Genomic DNA, 22,674 nt, shown 5'->3' on the forward strand with positions numbered 1-22,674 from the left:
GTTAAGGAAGCTATATGCAAATGAAAATCAACAATGACACGTATGAAGTGATTACCAGTCAAGATATTACTAATATCGAAAAAGCCGTGGATAAATCAGCGTTAACTATGCCGCTAGTTGCGGTCTATTGTGGGTCGCGTTTGGGTAATGATGTCATATATGAGCAAGCCGCACGAGAGCTTGGTGTGGCATTAGCAGACAATGGCATGGGTTTAGTATACGGCGGCGCGAGTATCGGGCTGATGGGCGCAGTCGCTGATGAAGTGATTCGAGGTGGTGCAGAAGCAGTCGGTGTGATTCCAACCTTTATGCTCAAACACGAAATTGCTCATGAGCAGCTGACCCGTTTACATCTCACAGATACTATGCACACGCGTAAAACAGTGATGGCAGAATATGCTGATGCCTTTATTACTTTACCGGGTGGGCTTGGTACTTTAGAGGAAATCATGGAAATCGCCACATGGCGCCAGCTATATCAACATGAAAAGCCAATGATTATTTTAAATATTAATGGTTTTTATGATCGTATGATTGAGCATTTAAAATATACCACTGAGCAAGGCTTTATGAAGCAAGAAGATCTTGAGCGCTTGGTAGTATGTAACACGATTGGTGATGCTATTGATTTACTGCAGACGATGGTCAAAATAGATGCTGCTGTCAATACAGAAAAGATGGCTGGCAACTAAAAGCAGATATATAAGCAAATATGAAAAAAGGGAGAGAATGGCTAAGAAAAGCAATTCTTTCCCTTTTTTTGTCCGTTAACTAAAAATATCTTTCTTAAGTTCTATAATTATCTGAACTATTATTAATATTTAAATCCTTTAACGCTTTCTCGCGAATACCACGATTGACGCCTGCCATTGCCAGCGGAAAGCCACGCTCTTTTGCCAAATCACGGGCGACTGTCTCAATAGCCAGACTGTCGTTGTGCGCCAGATACGCCCACTCATGAGCATAGCGATTGCGGTTCACGGGCGTATCAAGTTCAATCAAACCAAGCTCACTCAATTCGTCAACGATTTGATCTGCTGCAATTAGAGTTGAAGATGCTTTGACGTTTTCAGCACGGGCATAGCGAATATTAGAGTATAAGCTCACATCAGCGACCCGCAGTGTGTCATCCTCACCAGGAATTTGCTGCCCACCGTATAAAGCATTGCCGACAGTACGGGCACTATGGAAGGTCGGTACAAATTCTGCCACATAATCGATCGCTTGTTGGCTACGCGCTTGTAGTGGTGCTTTGTCCCAACCATCTTCGATATAGTGCACATATTGCGGCGGCAATTTTGGTTGGGCACTGTCTTTGCTTGAAGCCACCAAGCCATCATTAAACAGCGTGATAAAATTACTCATGCCATGTATCTGAAAATAACCACCCGGATAAGGGGTTAGTTGTGCCATCCCTTCAGGTGTACCGCGATTACCATAGACAATAATCTCTGGTATCTGTCCACCGGTATCTTCCCAATGAGTAATATAAGAGGATTTAAACTCTACCATACGCGTGACTTTGACACCGACCATATCATCAATAACCCCTGTACGAAAACCACAGGCATTGACGAGGTAATCGACTTCGATGGACTCGATTTTGCTATTAGATTGCGCTTCAGGATCTAAACCAGCACCTTGCTGATAATCAATATGCCATTTGGTCACATGATGATCAGCGTTTGAGCAGTTTTCACAATCAACTGGCATGACCTGCTTTACTTGAGTATCGGTAAAGACATGCGCATGCTCATAACCATCTAATGCCAATTGCGCCGATGCTGCCAAGCGAAAGATATTCCAGCCATATTCTTGTACCACAATCAGCGGAAATTTAACTTTATTTAAATCTAAATACTTAGCAACCGGTATCATCCATTCATCAACGGTAGTTGGCACAGTCACTTGCTCACGCTCAGACAATGCAATCAGTTGTTCATGGCTGTAGAGCTGATAATAATCTTCCGGTTCGCCCAGTACTTTGTTATTGGCATCTTGAGCAATCAGCTCACGATACGCATCGGTCAATATCTCAAGCCGCGGTAGCAAGTCTTCGGGCAAACCGTCATCACGAGTCGGCACCGCAAATACCGTTGGACGTACATCAATGGTATAAGGATAAAGACGTAAAATATCGATGCACTGTTTAAGCAGGGCGACGCAGTCCTCGTCAGGGATTTCGCGATAGAGATTGCCACCGGCATGCAAATGGCACATAGGCGGACCATCAATCAGCGATTTGTTTTTTTCGAACACGTAAGTTTCAAGCCCTAACGCTGCCAATCGAATGGCAATGGTTGCCCCCGCCGTACCACCACCGAGGATACCGACACGTTGAGTAGCAATTACTTGATTATTCATGAGAGAGTGAGTCATTGTCGAGGTTATATCCTTAATAGCATTTGCATCAAGTGGTACTTAAATCAGTACTTAAAGGGGTACTTGGCATAGGCATGAGGTGGCTTATAGATATTGATATGTGTGCAGAGGCAGTCAAGTTCAACAGTGATCATAAATCTCAATGGTCACATTCGCCATTGTGTAGTCATGCTTAATTTCTATAGCGCTATTCTACAAAAAACGTTGGGGAATAGAACGGCAAATTGGTAAGTGCATACATGATTTTTGTCAACGTTTAACCCAAAATTCTATTGGGTATAAACTTACGCAATCAGGATAATATCTTTAATTCAATTTAAAATCATCATCCTATTATTACCATAGGGACGAGCAGATTTACTTTCTCTTAAAACCGCTAATTACTGATGGTATTAAGTATTTTTGTTTGGCGAAATTGTAATGTTTATGGGCTTTTGTAAATTTACATGAGGACAAGAATAACAGCTATAAATCCTATGCTATATTTAAAATCTCAATAATGGGTTTAAGATATTTGCTTGCAATTTATTATGGCTTAAATCCTAGAGTGATAAGAACGATCTAATAACAATTAACAATCTATGATGACAATGACAAGGAAGTTATTATGAAACATATTTTAGTTTTATCCGCTCTTAGTGGTGTGTTGGCTCTTAGCGGTTGTTCAACGCTAAACAATATGGTCGGTAATGACGACTCTGGTATGCATGACGTGCAAGCAACCAATAAAAATACTGCGCCTGTCATGAGTAAAAACGGCATGTTGGTTGATTCTCGTAACCATATGACTTTGTATACTTTTGATAAAGATTCGATGAATAGATCAGAGTGTGGTAGCGCTTGTATGCTAGTTTGGCCGGCATTTATGGCACCTAGCAATGCCAAAGCCTCAGGGCAGTTTGCTGCTTTCCAACGTGAAGACGGCAAGTATCAATGGGCCATGAACGGCAAGCCGCTGTATTTCTATGCCAATGACACCAATGTTGGGGATAAAGATGGCGACAATAAACTTGGTGTTTGGCATATCGTTAGAACCAAGTAAGGTCTGAATATAAAGACTAAGTTTTACCATAAAAAAGCAGCCATCATTGTGGCTGCTTTTTATTACGATATTTTTAACTGCAAACTTACTTCATAAAAGCATAACATTGATATGTATAAAGCTATTTTGCTTTATTCTTCGTCGCCGCTTTTTTCTCAATCAGCTCACCGTCTATTTGAATGGGTACTTCAGTCGTAATGCCACTTGCAAAAGCGGTCATGCCATAAGCAGCTCGGTCAATAATACCGGTTGCACGAAAACCAATAACTGGCTCTTTGGTCATCGGGCTATTGGCTATTTTATTCAAAGTCACATCTAGGGTCAGTGGCTTGGTTTGACCCAGTAGAGTGAAGTCACCTGTGACTGTGGCTTGTTGTGGATTTTTAAAGGTGATGTTAGTCGATTTAAAAGTCATGGTTGGATATTTTGCCACATTAAAAAACTCATCTTTTTTTAAATGAGCATCGCGAGCATCCCAATTGGTATCGATACTGTCAGTAACAATAGTGAAATCCATATTGGCTTTATTAGGTGCTTTAATATCGTAATTGACCATGCCTTTGACATCATTAAAGTGACCCATGGTGGTCGAAAACCCTAAGTGATTGACTGAAAATCCGACACGGGTATGTGCGTCATCTAGCTGCCATTGAGTTGGCAGCGCCGCACTTGCCAGCGTTGTCATAGCAATTGCTGAGCCAAATAGAACAGCTTTTATACTGTTTTTCGCTATTGTATTTTTCATTGTCTTATCCTTATTAAATGTTAGTATTCAATTAGTATTGATAATTAAATCACCAATACTAATTGAATATTATTATTAAATTAACCTTAAAAATTAGTAGTTATTGATTATATTATCTAACGTATTATTATACGCAGCTTGTCTATCTGCCTCAATACTATTGATGCTGCAGTGACAAATTAGCATCGATAACCCTCACAACTGCTGCTTGCATCAAACCCCAAAAACCGGTAAAATCGCGGTTTGATTTTCCCGCTGGGGAAAGGCTAAGTGAGCAGCGGTGTGGTGTTGGGTGCTGGAATAAGCCAGTGACGCAGTTGCCAGACCAGAAGATGTCCTTAGTGCCTCAGTTACGTATGTCATTGTTTGGTTGATCGCTCAATCATACTGTCAATCAAAAGCGCTGTACATACATCGGACATAGAGAGTTTATTATGCGTAAAGATATCCATCCTAATTACCAAGAAGTTTTGTTCCATGACACTAACGCTGACGTGTTTTTCTTAACTCGTTCAACCGTTAAAACCAAAGCCACTCGTGAATACGAAGGCACAGAATATCCATACTACCCACTTGATATCTCAAGTGCGTCGCATCCATTCTATACTGGCGAACAGCGTAAAACTTCTACTGAAGGCCGTGTTGCAAGCTTCAACAAACGCTTTGGTGCGTTTGGTGGCCGTAAGAAAGCTGCTGATACTGACGCTGCAGAATAATTTATACTTATGGTATAAATGTATTTCGCTAAGCAGTCTTTTGCTAAGCCATAAAAAACCGCTGAACATTCAGCGGTTTTTTTTGTTTAAATTTTAACGTTAAATTTTAAGTTGCCAGTGTTTAGAGTGTAGAACGGTTTAATTTGGTAGCTGATGAATCTAGCAAGTCGACTATCAACTCAGCTAACTGCTGCGCCCAATAACCGTACATAAGGCTGCTAGGATGAAAGCCATCACTGGCAAACATCACCCTGATATCGATTGGGGTGCCATTAGAATGCTCGTCTATCATGCGGGCAAAGTCGGTTGCCATGTAGGTGACACTATCGTGAGCGGCACAAATTTGCTGTAATGTCGTATCAAGGATAGAGGCTTTGGCACCGACGAAGTTATTCAACGGTGCAGGTATCGCCGGCATTTGTGCCATCGGCGGTAAGCTTAAAAAAATCAGCTCTCGCACACCAAATTTGCGCTGGGCAATAGCAATGATATTTTCGATTTGCTGTTGCCATTGATTAACAGAGACGTTGGAAGTAGTGTCATTGACGCCGACACTCAATACCATCACATTGATAGGCTGGCTTGGCGCAGGCAACACATAAAGCCTGCGCAAAATATCAAAGCTGGTATGACCAGTCGTCGCTTGCAGAGACCAGTTTAATGTATGAAATGCGCTCTGAATAATAGGCTGCTCGGTCAAGATGGGAATCAAATTGCCGACAAGCGCCTCTTGCTGCGTCTGACTACCGACGCCAGCCGCTGCCGAATCGCCAACGACCATCAAGTTTAGCGTTTGCTGTGTATCTTTTGAGGTATTGGCAGCGCTGCTATTTGCATTGTTTAATTGAACTTGACCATGCCTCTCGCCATTTGGTTCAGGCAAGCGCACGGTATCGCGCTTAATTTTGTGCCCTTGATACAGGTACACAGGGGCGAACAGCACGTCTCTTGCAACCGAAGCTATTTTATTCTGCATTTTTTTAGTGGCTACCATCCTGCTCGCTCCCGAATAGTGGTGAGATTGTATTCAATAAGTAATTTACCATCGATATATACATCGCGTAATAGGTTGTCTTCTGCTGCTGATAAATTATCAACTTTAATAGTTTCTAACGTTCCGTTGCTGTTTTTTATCAGCGCCAAACGGCCTTTTTTCGAGCGTTTTGAGCGGCTAGTGACGGGGTCTTTATAAATGTCGGTCCACACGCCGTCGATAGAGATGGCGCTGGCTTTCATCGCCCAACTCATGGTATCGCGATTGACTTGCTGTAGTAGCCCGCCGCCCATGCCAAAGGTGATATTGTCGGCGCTAAAACCTGCCTTCAATATCACATCGATGATTTTGCCCAAGCTTTGCGGGCTGATACCATCGCCTTGGATGACCCGTACATAATCAGGCAGCACTTTATAACCTTTACTGTTAATGGTCGTACCAAATTTTACTGCCAAGCGCTCCAAGGCTTCACGCACGACCTTTGCAGGATCGCCACTGTCAGGTCGAATAACTAAAGTCCCACCCATATTTTTGACGTCGTCTTTTAGGCTACCGCCCCAAATATTATCAATAGCATTCCATAAATCATAGCTGTCAGATACCACGGAAAAACTCTTACCAGCGCCGCCAAACTGCTCAATCATATTGGCAAAGGCGGCGGTTTCTCCATCACGGCCCCAAGCAGTCATGGTACTGTGCTCAGCGGCAGGAATAGAGAAGGCTGGCATCTCTTTATCCATGTGATACCAACGGCTGGCGGCAACCAAAGCGGTCATCGAATCAGTACCAGAAAAGTTCACCAAATGCGCAAGGCTGCCAAGTGCCACAGATTCTTGGCTCGAAGCACCGCGTGAACCAAAATCATGCAAACGGAAAATCAGAGACTCGGTATTATTCGCAGATTTTTCTAGTGCCTGACGTATGATGCCTTTGCAATAGTGCGAGACGCTCGCAACCGTTGAAGGATACCAAATCGCACGCAGTAGCGCCGTTTCGATATAGCTTGGTAGCCAATAAAACTTAGGGTCAGTATTGATGATTTGACAGACCACATTGGATGATGGCACCACGCTGCCTTCAGGAATGGCTTCGATGCGTAGTGGTAGATAGCCGCCATGCTTATCGACTATCAGCTCCCAACCAGCACGGTTAAAGGTCAAGCCATGCGCCTGAATGACCATTTCGGCTTCATCGATATCTTGATGGGTAATAGGCGTGCTCAGGTATTCTTTAATAAAGGCTTGCAAGCCAAAAAACACCACATCGTAATCGCCTTTACGCGCCTCTATATAGCTTGATAGATACTCACTACCGCTTGGATATTGCACCCAATGGGAGGTTTTATAGCTGTCGCTATTTAAGATTAAATTGTTTAGATTGCTGGTATACATCACAGAACTCATCTGCTTTGAGATGCCGTAGCTGTTTTTTTAAACAACAGTTGCGGCGCTAAACCATTGCCGTCTATCGGCGCTGGCGTGAAAATTTGTCAATAAAAGATTGAATAGCCGTCTGATAAAATTCTATAAACCAACCATTTTAGTAATAATTGCATAATGGTCTTCAAACATCATGGTGGCATCAAGCTCAGCAAGCGGTAGCCAAAAAGCCTTGGCAGCATCGTCGCCGCCTTTTACTTTTGGTAAGCCTTTTGGGTCGTTTTTCAATTGAAAGTAAAATGCTTGGGTAATCGTGCGACCACGTGCCGAGCGGTAAGGGTCGTCAAAGGTATGCTGGCTATGACAAGAGCCGCGTAGCACTGGTTCAGGGACTTTTAGACGGGTTTCTTCGCGTAGCTCGCGGATACAGGCATCAAATAAAGTTTCTTTTGGATTCAAAAAGCCACCCGGTAATGCCCACAGCCCGCGCCCAGGCATACTACGGCGCTCAACCAATAAAATATGCCCTGATTGTACGACCAAGGCATCAGCAGTCATAAAGGTTGGTGGGTAGGGCGCAGATTCCCATTGTCTTTTATATTTATCGACAAAATCCGCTTCTTCATGCAGGTTTTGATAAGTGTCAGTCTTTTTAAAGTCATTGAGGACGTTGCGGGTCGACTCAGGGGTGCGCTCAGGCGTTGGCGTGGCACCCATCAGGTAGCTGTCACGAATAGGGGTGGCGGATAAATTGTGATAATTGGGCACAGAAACCGACGCCCAACTTGGGAATAATGACAAATAATACGATGAGCTGTCTTTTGAATGGCCAATCAGCCCAATATCCGTCTGTAAGTCGCTAGTGACAGATTTGACGCCCGCTTGCACATATTGCAGCCAGCGCGTGTCATTGTAGAGTGCATCGTCGAGTGCAACGCAGTGGATACGTGCCGCTTCTGCTGGCGAGTAGGCGTTTTTTATCATCGTCGCGCGCTCATCGACGCTAAATGGATTACGCAGACTACGTGGTAGGTTGGCAGAACCGATCAGCATAATGACGTTATCGGCACGTTTTAACGCTTCATCGACCACCGCTTTGTGACCGCAATGAAACGGCTGAAAGCGCCCAATAAATACCAAATAACGATAGTGTTTGTTTTTATCTGCATGCTGCTCTGCTGAATCGCTCATATATGCCACTTTCCTACTACTGATATTTCATTGATTAAAAAAAGTAATGCCGCCAATACTGACACAGCAGGGGAGTTGCTGACAAGTGCAAAGATGTTTAGAGGGGTATCACCATTGGCTATTACCTGTATTCAAGTTTGTTCAGACAAATAAATATAAGACTCTTTTAATTGGCATGCTTATCAATCCACGCAGTAACCGTTGGCCAAATCTCTTTGGCGGCAGGACGACTGTTTAAGATACGGCTATGGGTATAATCGTCTAAATCTCCATTAATAATTGAGTATTCGCGAAAAACGTTATCAGGATTGCTAAAATCGTTAAAAAGTGACTGGCAGCCTTGAGAAGGCGAGATGAATGTATCACCCTTGGCGCTGATGGCATAAATCGGCGTAGTAATCTTTGCCATATGTTGTCGATAATCAAAGCAATCGTCATCCGTTAACTGAATAGCATTTTTCTGACAGCTATAATTATCAAAAGCACTGTCTTTGACACCAGCAGCGTCTATATCTTTTTGCTTAATAAAACTGCTGTGAAAATTTTTACGCAAATTCCATTCGTACCATTGATTCATGGTGTGATGGCTTTCGTTAATGGGTCCCATGTTGAGTTTTTTGGCAGGTATATAGCCGAATATACGCGTAAATATCTTGGCGGCGACTATTTTAAAATAGTTCTTCGGATTGACTATTGCACCATAAACTTGGCAAGCAAACATACTGATACTATTGATTTTAGCGATGTAATGCGGATTTTGGATTAAAAACATCGTTAAGCAAGCACCGCCGCCGCTATGAGTGACGCAGTGTAAATTGCTGAGCTTTAATTCATTAAATAAATAATCGAAAGTGGCAGCAAAATCGTAGGTTGCGACGGTTTCAAAGTTGAATTTGTCTTTTGGTAACGAGCTTGCACCATGACCACGCCACTCCATGATATAACAATGATGGCCAAGCTCAGCTAAGTATTCAGCGATTCTTAAGCAGGTGTTTTTATCTGAAAAAGTACCATGAGTTAAAAAGATATTTTGGGCTCTATAAGTAGAGTTGTTAGATAAATATTGCTGTTTTTCACTAGAAAATATATGCCAAATAGCAATTTGTACATTATCTTTTGTGCTCACAAATTTTAGATTTTCAGTCAACATACAGGGCTCTCTTAAGACTTAAGTTTTCTGAGCAAATTTCTTTAGCTGCTCTCATTGCTTGTAACAGCTTTTAACTACACTGAATGCATCATAGACTTGATAAGTCAGCTTACTGTCTTTATATACAATGAAGATACGGTCAGCTCACTATAAGTGAGTATCATTACAGATAGCCACTGCTAATTCACACCGCTGCAGTCGGAATAGTCGACTAAGTGCGCTATAATGAGCCGTATAAATAGATAGCTGTCATGGTCAAAGCAACAAGCGATAAGCATGATAGTCACTGACACATATTCCCTTGCATTGACGACACAAGAAGCGGGTACACAGCACGCTGGTGTCATAACACAGATAGGACGCATTATGAGTGAACATAACCCAACGGATACTCAAGTAGAACCTGCTGCCGATTACGAGTCAGCGCTTGATACTGAGCAAACCGAAGCTAAAAGCAATATTACCATCACGGAAGCGGCGCAAGGTTACTTAGCGGATTTGTTATCGAAGCAAGACACCGATGGTATTGGCGTACGTATTTTTGTTGAACATCCGGGTACACCACGTGCTGAGTGCTGTATGGCTTATAACCAGCCAGGCGAAGAGGATAGTGCTGACCTGAAATTCAGCTACGATAATTTCTCTGCTTTTATTGAAGCGGCATCAGTACCTTATTTAGAAGATGCGGTGATTGACTATAATAAAGACCGTTTTGGTGGTCAGTTGACCTTCCGTGCACCAAACTCCAAAGTGCCAAAAGTGGGCGCTGATGCCAGTGTGGAAGAGCGTATCAACTATGTGTTGCAGTCTGAGATCAATCCAAGCCTAGCGGCGCATGGTGGTGATGTGCAATTGCTTGAATTGATTGATGAAGAAGGCGTTGGCTTGACTGCCGTATTGAAATTTGGTGGTGGTTGCCAAGGCTGTTCAGCAGTTGATATGACTTTGCGTCAAGGTGTTGAAGTGCAACTAAAACAGCAAATACCAGAGCTTACTCAAGTGATTGATGAGACCGATCATACTCGTACTGAAAACGCGTATTATAAATAAGAATGCTTTGATTAATAAAACCTAATCGGTGATTATAAGTACGAATAGGATGCTTGTTTTTTATTGCTTATGAATTTTTGTCATTAAGCGATGGATAATTTGCTATTCTTTTCATAAAGAAGTTGAGTTATGATTAACTCAGCTTTTTTTATGCCTATCGTTTAGCGATAGCTATTTTAATCAACAAGTATTTTTTGATAGCGAATAAATATATAGGAGCACAACATGAGTGACGGACAACCAGCTAAGCAAAATAATCAACGCCTTGAAACCTTGGCGATTCATGCCGGATATACTGTAGAACCGACTACCAAAGCAGTCGCCGTACCCATTTATCATACCAGCTCATATGCCTTTGATAATACTCAGCATGGTGCAGACTTGTTTGATTTAAAAGTTGCTGGCAACATTTATACCCGTATCATGAACCCGACCAATGCGGTACTAGAAGAGCGCGTTGCTGCGCTTGAGGGCGGTATCGGCGCGCTTGCTGTGGCTTCTGGTATGGCTGCCATCACTTATGCGATTCAAACCATTTGTGAAGCAGGCGACAATATCGTTGCGGTATCGACACTATATGGTGGTACTTATAATTTATTCGCTCATGCATTACCACGCCAAGGTATCGAGGTGCGCTTTTTTGACCATAAAAATCCTGCCGCGATACGTGATTTAATCGATGATAAGACTAAAATGGTCTTTGCGGAAAGTATTGGTAATCCACTCGGCAATATTATTGATATCCAAGCACTCAGTGATATCGCGCATGAATATGGCGTGCCAGTGGTGATTGATAGCACCGTTGCGACACCTGCATTATGTCGTCCATTTGAGTTTGGTGCGGATATTGTCATTCATTCATTGACCAAATATATGAGCGGTACCGGTACCTCGATTGGTGGCGCTATTGTCGATAGTGGTACTTTCCCTTGGGGCGATTATCCTGAACGTTTTCCGTTATTAAATACCCCAGATGCTAGCTATCATGGCGTAAACTTCGTCAAAGACGTTGGCGCTGCGGCATTTATCGCCCGTGCTCGTGTGGCACCGCTGCGAAATACTGGCGCAGCGTTAAGCCCGCTCAATGCCTTTAGTATTTTGCAAGGTTTACAGACGCTAGGTTTACGTATGGAGCGTCATGTTCAAAACGCGCAAGCGGTTGCAGAGTATCTACGTGATCATGATAAAGTTGCTTGGGTAAAATATGCTGGTCTGCCTGACCATCCTGAGCATGAACTTGCCAAAAAATACATGAAAGGTACGCCATCTGCTATTTTGACTTTTGGGGTAAAAGGTGGGCTTGAAGCAGGCTCGCGCTTTATCGATGCTTTGCAGCTGATTACACGCTTGGTGAATATCGGTGATGCCAAATCACTAGCTTGTCATCCAGCAACGACGACGCATCGTCAGCTCAATGAGCAAGAGCTCGAAAAGGCAGGCGTCAGCATTGATATGGTTCGTTTATCAATTGGTATTGAGCATATCGAAGATATCAAAGCCGATTTAGAGCAAGCATTGGCAGCGGCTTAATTAAATAATAGTTTATAAATCAGAAAGCCCATATCAAATCGATATGGGCTTTTTTATTTTCTAAACTATATTTTCTAAGATATCTAAATACTGCTAAGTATTAGGCTTGATTTTTTAAGCAGTCAGTACACGTTTGGCAATATTCTGATAATCTTCTGACGCTAAACGTGGACCGAGCTGTTGAATCACTTGCGCGGCAACTGCGCTGGCAAAACGACCACATTCTGGCAAACTATATTGCTGTGACAAAGTATATAGAAATGCGCCCGCATAGTTATCACCGGCACCATTGGTATCGATGACACTATCGACTGCTGGCGTAGGGATATCATGAATTTCAATGTTGGACTCATCATTTGGCTGATGTGCAATCACTGCACCATTAGCACCATCAGTGACTACTGCAATTTGGCAATGCTCAAGTAGTGCCTGCGCTGCTGACTTATGATCTTTTTTATCTGTGAATAAGCGCGCCTCTTCACTATTGCAAAATATCACCGCAACTTTATTGCCGAGCATATTTAGCAAACCCTCTTTAGCGAATTTCACAACGGCTGGATCAGCAAAACTAACGGCAATCTTGGCACCGTTTACAGTCGCTTGCTGACGCAATTGATCCATCGCTGGCTGAATACCTGCAGACATCGCAAGGTAGCCTTCCAAATACAACCACTCAGCTTGAGTTAACGCGTCAAAATCAACGTTGTCAGCGGTGATATCGCTTGAAGTACCTAGGAACGTCTGCATAGTACGCTCACCATCTTCAGTCACTGCAACCACACATGAGCCAGTTACACCGCCTATATGAATGGACTGAGGTGAGGTGGCAACACCTGCTTCATGTAAGTCTTTTAAATAAAATTCACCTTGCTTATCGTTGCCGACGCGGCAGGCATAAAAAGGTTTACCGCCCAAACTTGAAAACGTGTACATGGCATTGGCAGCTGAACCGCCACCCGCTTGTTTTGATGGTTCTATTTCTGCCAGCTTAAAATATGCCAATAATTGCTGTTGTTCTTCAATACCTGCCAGCGTCATATTACCTTTAGTCAGGTCAGTTTCTTCTAGTGCAGCATCTGATAACAGATATTCGTGGTCAACCAAAGCATTACCTATCGCCATCACATCGTACATTGCTTATCTCTCCTCAAAGAATTTATAACTGCGTCTGTTTGTTTATAATATCCAAAAATTATTATGCTTGTAGCTCAAGTAAGCGCTGATAGAGCGCATTCTTTTTAACACCGGTAATATCAGCACCTAAAGCGGCAGCTTTTTTAACTGACAAATCCTCTAGTAGCCGTTGCAGTAATTTATCATGAATACTGATGTCATCATCGTCTTGCGCAACATTGGCTCCAGCGACCACCACCACTATTTCGCCGCGCTGCTGATTGTCATCCGCTTTAACAAATTCAATCAATTCGCCAAGCGTACTTTTATTTACGGTCTCAAAGGTTTTGGTCAATTCACGGCAAAACGTTACTTCGCGCTCAGCACCAAATACAGTCGCCATATCTTCTAAACTGGCAATAATACGGTGCGGCGCTTCGTAAAATATTAAGGTTTCAGTGCGAGAGTGCAATGCTGCCAGCTGCTTTTGACGACCATGTGTTTTTGCTGGTAGAAAACCAATAAAGCTAAAGCGGTCTGAGGGCAATCCTGCAACAGACAGTGCGGCAATAGCAGCAGAGGCGCCAATAATAGGGGATACACGAACGCCAGCAGCATGTGCTGCTTGTACCAATTGATAACCTGGGTCACTAATAAGTGGCGTGCCAGCATCACTAATTAAAGCAACAGAGTGACCTTGCTCAATCATTTCAATAATTTTGGGTGTTTGAATGGCGCTATTGTGCTCATGATAAGCCCAAAGCTTATTATGACCTTTTTGTTTAGCCGTGCTATCAGAGTCGTTTTCGCCATCATTCTTATTATTGTGTACTGTTACCTCTTCAGTATCATCATCCTTACTGCCTTTGGTGTTGATGCCAAAATGTGATAACAGCTTACCTGAAGTGCGCGTATCTTCACAGGCAATGATAGCGACTTGCTTTAAGACGTCAATGGCATGCGGTGTCATGTCGCTCAGATTGCCAATCGGCGTGGCAACGATATATAGACAAGCTGGCATCGCGGTAGGGCTAGACATGAAAACCTCGGGTCATTAAGATAATAAATAAAGGGATATGGCGCACTGACTGATAAAACTGGCTAACAACATTCAACATTAAAGGCAAAACTGCCTTATCAAATAAGGCTTAAGCACAGCCTAAAAAACCACACCAGTATCTGCACGCGAAAGTGGTTAGTTTAGCATGATGTGCTATGATAATTCTGAAATGTTGAGCAGACTTATAGACGTCATGGCAAATGATAAACCTTTAATGTTAACCTCCCCAAAGCAGCGCCAAGGTAGTTATTTTGAGCAGCAGGCGTGTGAATTTTTGCAAGGACAAGGGCTGATTTTGATTGCGCAAAACTGGCAGCAGCCCAAAGTTGGTGAGCTTGATTTGGTGATGTTAGAAAAAGGACAAGCGTGGTCGACACTGGTATTTGTGGAAGTGCGGCAAAGACAGCAATCACATTTTGGTGATGCGGCACTCAGCGTCACAGCAGCCAAGCAACGTAAAATTATCAAAGCAGCGCGTTATTTTTTACAGCAAAACCCTCAATATCATAAATATGAATGCCGGTTTGATGTGATTGCTTATAATACAATGAATAAAAAAAATAAAAATGAAGCCAATATCACGTTGGATAATCAACCAAATCAACGGTTAGAAATTAATCAGCCTGAATGGCTGCAAGGCGCATTTATCACGTCAGCTTGGTAATAAAACTTGTTTATGATTTATTTAAGCGTGGCTAATTTTATAATGTCAAAGCAAATTAAATGAAGTTGTCGTTACCAAAAGCCTAACTGTAAGCAGTAAAAATTCAGTAGAGTAGCGGCACTAAAATAATTTTATTGAATCAAGTTTTTGTCATATTTGTTAAAATTACAACCATTGACTGTTGCTATTATTTATTATGAATACTCATGTACTAAAGAGGTAAATCATGACACAGATGAATCTGCGCACTGCTATTTTTGGCTCACCGCGCCGTAACGCGATAGGCATTATATTAATGTCGAGCATTGTCACGACTGGCTGTACCACCAATTATTTGACCAATAGTACAGAAGGTACTTATGGCGTGCCCATGACTGAGCGCACTATTCCGCAGCGTCTGCTTGATCGTAGTATTGAGCATACCGTCAAGATTAACGTTTATGGTTTGCAGGAAAATTTGCAGCAAACCAGTCGCATGAGTATTGATAGCTTTAATAGTATTGTATTACTGACCGGTGAAGTGCCGACTGAGATAATTAAGGCAGAAGTCAGTAAAGTCGTAGGCTCTATGCCAGATGTTCGTCAAGTCTATAATGAGTTGACAGTTGGTGCCTCAAAAGGCTATAGCCAAACTGTCCATGACGGTTATATCACATCAAAGCTGATGGCAAAAACAGCCGCTGCTGATGGGGTAAAAGCGTCACAAATTAGAGCAGTGACTAATAATGGCGTGGTTTATATCATGGGTCGTATGACACCGACGCAGCAAAGCCACTTGATTGATATTGCCAATAGCACGGTTGGTGTTACAGAATTGGTACTACTGACTACTGTCGTTGATGATCGAGGCGTAAAGTTGGGTAACGATGACATCATGTATGAGGCCAATGCTGCAAATTCAGCCCATCCAACTAGAGTTGCAGTCGTTAATAACAGAGCAATATCTAATACTAGTGGTTCTGTCGCAGCAGATGCGACTATCAGTGCCACACCTATTATAGTGACCGAAGATGGCTCACCAGTTACCGAGCCTTCATCCAGCCCTTACATTGACCTGTATCGAAACCCATAGATTGTAGTGAATTAGATGAGTGATTAATCTTGATAAGATATTGTTATCTAATGCTAGTTTTATCTTAAAGTAGTCCAAATATCACTCACAAGAACACTAAATACCCATAACAGTAGAAGCACGATAAATCCCCTGTTATTCCGTAAAATATGTACAGTCAAAAAATATTAATCGCAAATATAGTTAATGCAGTGTAGGTAAGATTATAAATCTATAACTGACTGACATATAACAGGAATACTGCTATGAAGGCTTTAAATAATGATGTACAGCGACCTAAGGTAGGTATGTCCAAACTCGTACGTGTAGGGGTTACTACTGCGTTGGCAGTAGGCAGTATTGCCCTAGCGACGCAGCAAGCACAAGCGTTATCAGCGCTTGCTATCGTTAATGGTATTACTTCAAATGGCGGCATTGGGGTTAGTAAAGACATCCTGTATGGTGACGAGCCATTACAAGATTTGGATATTTACTATCCAAAACCTTTAGCGCAGGCTATGAAAACGAATACCACCATCAAACAAGATTATCCGATGGTGGTATTCGTCCATGGCGGCTCTTGGGAGAGTGGAAGTAAGGAGGAATATGCCTTTGTCGGGCAGAGTTTGGCGCAAGCAGGTTATGTGACTGCAGTGATTAATTATCGTAAAGCCCCTGAGCATGTCTATCCTGATTATGTCGAAGATACGGCGCAAGCGATTGCGTGGAGCTATAAAAATGCCAAGCGTTTCCATGCCAATCCAGAGCGTTTTGCAGTCGTTGGTCATTCTGCCGGAGCGTTTAACGCTGTTGCTGCGGTCGCCAATGAGGATTTTTTAAAGCCTTATGGTATTAAGCCAAAAGATATCACTGCAGTGATTGGTATTGCAGGTCCTTATAGTTATGACTTTCGTAAATTTAGTAGCGTCACCGCTTTTGCTGCCGACGCGACACCTGATGAGGTAATGCCAGATCGTCAGATCAAAGGGCAGCAGCCGCCGTATTTATTATTGACAGCTGAAAAAGACAAAGTTGTTTATGCGACCAATACCATCAAAATGACACAGGCTTTAAAAGCGGCAGGTGTTACCGTGCAGACAAGTGAAATTGCGGGTGCCAGTCATGCCACCAGTATTGGCGCGATGGCACCACCTCTACGCTGGGTCAATGATGTACGTGCACAAGTATTAAGTTATTTGGATAAAACCCTTAAATAAGGGTTGCAATTAATAAGTCCGACATGGGTATTGATTCTATTTTAGGCTAATAATGGTTAAGCATCGTTGTGTAAGACAGTGCTGTAAGATGGTCAAACTCTTGTTATAATGTCGTCACTTTACCTCTATACCCTATCTAAAACCTTAAGGCAGAATATTCTATGAGCATGAACGCTGACGATTTGATTGCATTTTTACAAACGCATTTTCCAGATGCCTTTATTCAAGCTGCTAATCAAGGAACTAAGTTTGATGTACGTGTGGTTGATGCCAGTTTTGAGGGCAAACGCGCCGTTCAACGTCAGCAAGCCGTTTATGCTTTGGTCAATGATAAAATCGCCAGTGGTGATATTCATGCGCTCAATATTCAAGCGTTAACGCCTGCTGAATGGGATGTTCAATCGCAAGGCTAGAGTAGGTTAAAGCTTTTTATTTACGACTGGATTGTTTATTACGAGCAAGTATTTTTGCCATTGATAATTGATTCGGTTTCTCATTGTTTTTATACTTATCGTTAGGTTGTCACCTTTATGGATCAATTTTTAATCACTGGTAGTAGTCGTATCGCAGGGGAAGTCACCATTTCAGGCGCTAAAAATGCCGCGTTGCCGTTGCTTGCGGCTATGATATTGGCTGAGACGCCGACGACATTGCACAATGTGCCATCGCTACAAGATGTGCGCACTTTGATTGAGTTGATCGGTGGCATGGGTATCAAAATCCAAAAGCAGGGTGATACCGTCACTTGCGATACCAAGAGTATCGATAATTTTTATGCGCCTTATGATTTGGTTAAAACCATGCGTGCCTCAATCTTAGTACTGGGTCCATTGTTGGCACGTTTTGGTGAGGCAGAAGTCTCCTTGCCGGGTGGTTGTGCGATTGGTTCGCGCCCCGTTGATCAGCATCTTAAAGCCTTTGAAGCAATGGGTGCTAGTATTACAGTGGAAAACGGCTATGTAATTGCGCAAGCCCCAAAGGGCGGTAAGCTGTTAGGTTGTAAGTTCTCATTTGACATGGTGACGGTAGGCGGTACTGAAAACGTCATCATGGCAGCAGCACTTGCTAAAGGCACGACTGTTTTGGGCAACTGTGCGCTTGAGCCAGAAGTGGTTGATTTGGCTAATATGTTGGTCGCAATGGGTGCTAAAATCAGTGGTATTGGTACAGCAACCATGACAATTGAAGGCGTTGAGCGCTTGCATGGTTGTGAGTACTCGGTCGTGCCAGACCGTATCGAAACAGGCTCTTACCTTGCAGGTGCTTTGATGACACGCGGTGATGTATTGACTAAGAATACTTCTGCGCTACTATTAACACCTGTGCTAGAAAAGTTTGAAGACATGGGTGCAATTATCACTACCGGTGATGATTGGATTCGCGCGCAAATGAAAGGTCGACCAAAAGCGGTCGATATTCGTACCCAGCCGCATCCAGGTTTTCCAACGGATATGCAGGCACAGGTGATGGCGATTGCTTGTTTGGCTGATGGCACCAGTACCTTTATCGAAAATATCTTTGAGAACCGTTATATGCACGTCCCTGAGCTTAATCGTTTGGGTGCCTCTATCCAAGTAGACGGTCATACGGCTGTGGTAAAAGGGGTTGAATGCTTTACAGCCGCGCCTGTGATGGCGACTGATTTGCGTGCTTCGATGTCATTGGTAATGGCAGCCGCAACAGCAGAAGGCGAGAGTTTAATTGACCGCATTTACCATATCGACCGTGGCTATGAGCACGTTGAAGACAAATTGCGTGCGCTTGGTGTCAATATCGAGCGTATTAACAGCAACGATTAATAGAGCTTGCTAAAAGTTATAACGCTAGTATTAACACTGGCGTTATAATCAAAATAAATTTTAAGCCTAGTGTAATATTAAAAATGCCCTTTGACGGCGACAACTTTCAGCACCATCAGCACACGGACCAGCGTCACTATGACTGAAGTAACCAACAGCTTACCAACCAGTGGTTTATTGAACGAAGTAAATGATGAGTTTTTAGGCTTAACACTGGCGTTATCCAAGGGTCGTATCTTAGAAGAGACGATGCCACTTTTGCGTGCCGCTGGCGTTGAATTATTGGAGGATCCTGAAGCCTCACGCAAGCTTATTTTTCCAACCTCAAACCCCAATGTCCGAGTATTAATTTTACGCGCAAGCGATGTGCCAACGTATGTTGAACACGGGGCAGCGGACTTTGGTGTGGCAGGTAAAGATGTTTTGCTTGAACATGGCGCCAATCATGTTTATGAATTATTAGATCTGAAGATTGCTCAGTGTAAGCTCATGACCGCTGGCGTAAAAGATGCACCTTTGCCAAACCGTCGCCTACGTATTGCCACCAAATATGTGAATGTTGCCCGTGCTTATTTTGCAAGTCAAGGACAGCAAGTTGATGTGATCAAGTTGTACGGCTCGATGGAACTTGCGCCCTTGGTTGGTTTAGGTGATTTGATAGTCGACGTGGTTGATACGGGCAATACCTTACGTGCCAATGGACTCGAAGCGCGTGATCATATCTGTGATGTCTCTTCCCGTCTTATCGTCAACCAAGTCAGTTATAAGCGCAAGTTTTCACTGCTTGAGCCGATATTAGATAGTTTTAAAAACAGTATCAGCAGTACTCCATAAATCAGTACATGATAAAAGCGTATCGTAGATTGATAATATCAAGTATGGTTATACAAAATTCCAAACCAGTTTAGCGCTCTAAGGAGAACATAGCGTGCTAAACTGGTTTTATTGTATTTGCATGTCAGCTAATAAAAGCACCGTATAGTCTGAATGTGATTACTATAAATAAGCTGACATCTAAGCCCTCATATTATCCTTTTTACCGCCGTATTCATGCTCAAATATAGGACAAAGCCATGCGCCAATTAAGTACGCAAGACGCCGATTTTGACAGTCAGTTGACAGAACTGCTTGCTTTTGAAACCGTTAATGATGCCGATTTACTCAAAACGGTAGATGACATTATTAGTAAAGTGCGTCATGGCGGGGATAGTGTGGTGCTAGAATTGACGCAGCAGTTTGATCAACATCCAGCAACGACGATGAAGGCTCTAGAATTATCCAAAGAGGCACTTGCTGAAGCATTTGCCAATCTTGATGATGTCGTGAAAAGCGCTCTGACCACAGCAGCGACGCGCGTGCAGAGCTTTCATGAGCGACAAGTACAAGAGTCATGGCAGTATGAAGATGAATTCGGCAATCGTTTAGGTCAAAAGGTCACGCCGCTTGACCGTGTCGGTATTTATGTGCCGGGCGGTCTGGCATCTTATCCTTCTTCAGTATTAATGAACGCTATCCCTGCCAAAGTTGCTGGTGTCAAAGATGTCATTATGGTCGTACCCGCTCCAAAAGGTGTGCTCAATCCCTTGGTATTAGCGGCGGCGCATTTGGCACAAGTTGATCGCGTTTTTACTATTGGCGGCGCGCAAGCAGTAGCTGCATTGGCTTATGGTACTGAAACGATTCCGGCAGTAGATAAAATCACTGGACCGGGCAATAAATATGTTGCAGCCGCCAAACGCGCGGTATTTGGTCAAGTCGGTATCGATATGATTGCCGGACCTTCTGAGGTTCTGGTTTATGCAGAAGGCACGGCGAAAGACCGTGCTGATTGGTTAGCGATGGATTTATTATCACAGGCAGAGCATGACCGTATTGCCCAAGCGATTTTTGTGACCACAAGTGAAAAACAGCTTAAAGAAGTCGCCATTGAAATTGAAAAAGCCTTGGCTGAATTACCCAAGGCAGATATCGCTCGTGATTCGCTAAAAAATCGTGGCGCGCTTATCTTGGTTAAAGACCGTGCAGAAGGCATGGCAGTTATCAATCGCGTTGCGCCTGAGCATTTGGAGCTGTCTGTTGATAATCCAGACGCGTTGCTTGGTAGTATTCGTCATGCAGGTGCTATCTTTATGGGACGTCATACGCCAGAGGCAATCGGTGACTACTGTGCAGGACCGAATCATGTGCTACCGACATCGGGTACAGCACGCTTTTCGTCACCGCTTGGCGTCTATGATTTTCAAAAGAAATCATCCATTATTTATTGTAGTGAAGCGGGCAGTAAGCCTTTGGCTGAGACGGCAGATATTTTAGCGCAGCATGAGGACTTAGAAGCCCATGCGCGTTCAGCCCGTTATCGTTACCAGTCCTAATTTTCTCAAAAACAATTATTGGAATAACAGTTTTGGAAATAACCATTTCTGTGATTAATAGTAGGATAACTTATGAGTGAATCAAAGATAGATAACAGACTTTGGTCATCTAAAGCGCGTAATTTATCGCCGTATGTTCCTGGCGAGCAGCCCCAGCATGACGATTTGTGCAAGTTGAACACCAATGAAAATCCATTTCCACCTTCACCAAAAGTGGGTGAGGCGATTATTAAAGTCTTAGCACAGCAAGCGGACGATTTGCGCTTGTATCCTGCACCTGAGTCTGAAGAATTGCGCGGCGCATTGGCCACGCTTTATGATCTTGATATCAATCAAGTGTTCGTTGGTAATGGCTCAGATGAAGTATTGGCATTGGTATTTGCCAGCTTCTTCTTAAAAGAGCGCCCAATTTTGGCGCCTGATATTAGCTACAGCTTTTATCCCGTTTATGCCAATACCTTTGGTATAGAGCTTGTGCAAATCCCATTAGAAGCAGATTTTAGTATCAGTCCTGATGCCTATCGTCGACCTTGCAGTGGTATCATTATTGCCAATCCAAATGCGCCAACTGGTTTATTATTGTCGCTTGCTGATATCCGTAAGCTTGCAGGCGAGCACTCAAACTCAGTGATTGTGATTGATGAGGCGTATATTGATTTTGCTCAGCTAGAAGAGAGTAGTCCAGACGTAGAAGTATCAGCAGTTAGCCTTATTGATGAATTTGATAACTTGCTAGTTACCCAGACCTTTTCAAAATCGCGTTCGCTTGCCGGACTGCGTGTCGGTATGGCATTTGGTAATGCTTCATTGATTGAAGCATTAACGCGTATGAAAAACAGCTTTAATAGCTATCCACTTGATAAGTTGGCACAAGCTGGTGCAACAGCTAGCGTCTTAGATGTTGAATATTTTGAGAAAACTCGCCAGCAGGTCATTGATTTGCGTACATCGTTTACGGCTGAGTTGACGGCCTTAGGTTATGAGGTACTGCCATCACATGCCAACTTTGTCTTTGCGCGCCCTCATGATGGTGCTGCCAGTCAAGTAGCAGAAGTATTACGTGAGCAAGGTATCATTGTTCGTCATTTTGATAAGCCGCGTATTAATGAGTATTTACGCATTACGATTGGCACCGCTGCCCAGAACGAGCGTTTAATTGATGCGTTAAAAGCGCTACAGGCTGTAGCGGATGTCGAGGCAAATTAATACCTAGCTCAAC

Annotated in this window: 21 protein-coding genes; 13 read left to right on the plus strand and 8 right to left on the minus strand. The window is 43.1% G+C overall.

What is annotated here, in order from left to right:
* The first annotated feature begins 14 nt into the window (after window positions 1-14).
* Window positions 15-692 (plus strand): TIGR00730 family Rossman fold protein, encoded by a 678-nt coding sequence (locus tag OEG80_RS01485; RefSeq protein ID WP_133104836.1) that lies wholly within the window; start codon window positions 15-17, stop codon window positions 690-692.
* A 94-nt stretch (window positions 693-786) separates the two neighbouring features.
* Here the strand turns inward: OEG80_RS01485 and OEG80_RS01490 are convergent, their stop codons facing one another.
* Entirely contained in the window at window positions 787-2,379 is a 1,593-nt protein-coding gene (locus OEG80_RS01490) for an FAD-dependent oxidoreductase (RefSeq protein WP_263241409.1), read from the minus strand.
* Window positions 2,380-2,989: 610 nt separating this feature from the next.
* Between OEG80_RS01490 and OEG80_RS01495 the strand changes: the two genes are divergently transcribed.
* Window positions 2,990-3,424 (plus strand): COG4315 family predicted lipoprotein, encoded by a 435-nt coding sequence (locus tag OEG80_RS01495; RefSeq protein WP_020444339.1) that lies wholly within the window; start codon window positions 2,990-2,992, stop codon window positions 3,422-3,424.
* Between the two features lie 121 nt (window positions 3,425-3,545).
* On the opposite strand, the gene OEG80_RS01500 is transcribed toward OEG80_RS01495, so the two are convergent.
* Window positions 3,546-4,169 (minus strand): YceI family protein, encoded by a 624-nt coding sequence (locus OEG80_RS01500; protein ID WP_263241410.1) that lies wholly within the window; start codon window positions 4,167-4,169, stop codon window positions 3,546-3,548.
* Window positions 4,170-4,603: 434 nt separating this feature from the next.
* On the opposite strand from OEG80_RS01500, the gene OEG80_RS01505 reads away from it, so the two are divergent.
* Entirely contained in the window at window positions 4,604-4,885 is a 282-nt protein-coding gene (locus tag OEG80_RS01505) for a type B 50S ribosomal protein L31 (protein WP_149491046.1), read from the plus strand.
* 121 nt (window positions 4,886-5,006) lie between these two features.
* Here the strand turns inward: OEG80_RS01505 and OEG80_RS01510 are convergent, their stop codons facing one another.
* The 4 genes from OEG80_RS01510 to OEG80_RS01525 form a co-directional block, all read right to left on the minus strand.
* A complete protein-coding gene (locus OEG80_RS01510; RefSeq protein ID WP_263241411.1) occupies window positions 5,007-5,879 on the minus strand; it encodes an SGNH/GDSL hydrolase family protein in 873 nt (290 codons plus the stop codon).
* Window positions 5,873-7,270 (minus strand): nicotinate phosphoribosyltransferase, encoded by a 1,398-nt coding sequence (locus OEG80_RS01515; protein WP_263241412.1) that lies wholly within the window; start codon window positions 7,268-7,270, stop codon window positions 5,873-5,875. The genes OEG80_RS01510 and OEG80_RS01515 overlap by 7 nt, the downstream gene beginning before the upstream one ends.
* Window positions 7,271-7,402: 132 nt before the next feature.
* Window positions 7,403-8,449: a bifunctional nicotinamide-nucleotide adenylyltransferase/Nudix hydroxylase gene (locus OEG80_RS01520; protein ID WP_263241413.1), complete on the minus strand. Its 1,047-nt coding sequence runs from the start codon at window positions 8,447-8,449 to the stop codon at window positions 7,403-7,405.
* A 166-nt stretch (window positions 8,450-8,615) separates the two neighbouring features.
* Window positions 8,616-9,599 (minus strand): alpha/beta fold hydrolase, encoded by a 984-nt coding sequence (locus tag OEG80_RS01525; RefSeq protein ID WP_263241414.1) that lies wholly within the window; start codon window positions 9,597-9,599, stop codon window positions 8,616-8,618.
* Between the two features lie 366 nt (window positions 9,600-9,965).
* On the opposite strand from OEG80_RS01525, the gene nfuA reads away from it, so the two are divergent.
* Together nfuA and OEG80_RS01535 are read left to right on the plus strand one after the other, a co-directional pair.
* The gene (gene nfuA, locus OEG80_RS01530; RefSeq protein WP_041753256.1) at window positions 9,966-10,649 is read left to right on the plus strand and encodes a Fe-S biogenesis protein NfuA; all 684 of its coding nucleotides are present in this window, start codon (window positions 9,966-9,968) and stop codon (window positions 10,647-10,649) included.
* A 225-nt stretch (window positions 10,650-10,874) separates the two neighbouring features.
* Window positions 10,875-12,179, plus strand: coding sequence for an O-acetylhomoserine aminocarboxypropyltransferase/cysteine synthase family protein (locus tag OEG80_RS01535; protein ID WP_149409995.1), 1,305 nt, complete (start codon window positions 10,875-10,877; stop codon window positions 12,177-12,179).
* Window positions 12,180-12,293: 114 nt separating this feature from the next.
* Here OEG80_RS01535 and OEG80_RS01540 read toward each other — a convergent pair whose 3' ends face one another.
* On the minus strand, window positions 12,294-13,313 hold the full coding sequence (locus tag OEG80_RS01540; protein ID WP_263241415.1) for an adenosine kinase: 1,020 nt from the start codon (window positions 13,311-13,313) through the stop codon (window positions 12,294-12,296).
* 61 nt (window positions 13,314-13,374) lie between these two features.
* On the minus strand, window positions 13,375-14,331 hold the full coding sequence (gene rsmI / locus OEG80_RS01545; protein ID WP_263241418.1) for a 16S rRNA (cytidine(1402)-2'-O)-methyltransferase: 957 nt from the start codon (window positions 14,329-14,331) through the stop codon (window positions 13,375-13,377).
* Between the two features lie 166 nt (window positions 14,332-14,497).
* On the opposite strand from rsmI, the gene OEG80_RS01550 reads away from it, so the two are divergent.
* The 8 genes from OEG80_RS01550 to hisC all read left to right on the plus strand — a co-directional run bounded on the left by OEG80_RS01550 (window position 14,498) and on the right by hisC (window position 22,661).
* Window positions 14,498-15,016: a YraN family protein gene (locus tag OEG80_RS01550; RefSeq protein ID WP_041772321.1), complete on the plus strand. Its 519-nt coding sequence runs from the start codon at window positions 14,498-14,500 to the stop codon at window positions 15,014-15,016.
* 226 nt (window positions 15,017-15,242) lie between these two features.
* Window positions 15,243-16,088 carry a BON domain-containing protein gene (locus tag OEG80_RS01555; RefSeq protein ID WP_263241420.1) on the plus strand — a complete coding sequence of 282 codons (846 nt, stop codon included), beginning with the start codon at window positions 15,243-15,245 and terminating at the stop codon, window positions 16,086-16,088.
* Between the two features lie 245 nt (window positions 16,089-16,333).
* Entirely contained in the window at window positions 16,334-17,284 is a 951-nt protein-coding gene (locus OEG80_RS01560) for an alpha/beta hydrolase (RefSeq protein ID WP_020444327.1), read from the plus strand.
* 167 nt (window positions 17,285-17,451) lie between these two features.
* Window positions 17,452-17,697 (plus strand): BolA family protein, encoded by a 246-nt coding sequence (locus OEG80_RS01565; protein ID WP_187289149.1) that lies wholly within the window; start codon window positions 17,452-17,454, stop codon window positions 17,695-17,697.
* Between the two features lie 117 nt (window positions 17,698-17,814).
* Window positions 17,815-19,083, plus strand: a complete 1,269-nt coding sequence (gene murA, locus OEG80_RS01570; protein WP_020444326.1) for a UDP-N-acetylglucosamine 1-carboxyvinyltransferase — start codon at window positions 17,815-17,817, stop codon at window positions 19,081-19,083.
* A gap of 138 nt (window positions 19,084-19,221) precedes the next feature.
* Window positions 19,222-19,917, plus strand: coding sequence for an ATP phosphoribosyltransferase (gene hisG, locus OEG80_RS01575; protein WP_263241423.1), 696 nt, complete (start codon window positions 19,222-19,224; stop codon window positions 19,915-19,917).
* 239 nt (window positions 19,918-20,156) lie between these two features.
* Window positions 20,157-21,455: a histidinol dehydrogenase gene (hisD, locus tag OEG80_RS01580; protein ID WP_263241425.1), complete on the plus strand. Its 1,299-nt coding sequence runs from the start codon at window positions 20,157-20,159 to the stop codon at window positions 21,453-21,455.
* A gap of 72 nt (window positions 21,456-21,527) precedes the next feature.
* Window positions 21,528-22,661 carry a histidinol-phosphate transaminase gene (hisC, locus tag OEG80_RS01585; RefSeq protein WP_263241427.1) on the plus strand — a complete coding sequence of 378 codons (1,134 nt, stop codon included), beginning with the start codon at window positions 21,528-21,530 and terminating at the stop codon, window positions 22,659-22,661.
* Window positions 22,662-22,674: the final 13 nt, after the last annotated feature.

Origin of the sequence: Psychrobacter sp. SC65A.3, from assembly GCF_025642195.1 — a bacterium.
Classification (GTDB): domain Bacteria; phylum Pseudomonadota; class Gammaproteobacteria; order Pseudomonadales; family Moraxellaceae; genus Psychrobacter; species Psychrobacter cryohalolentis.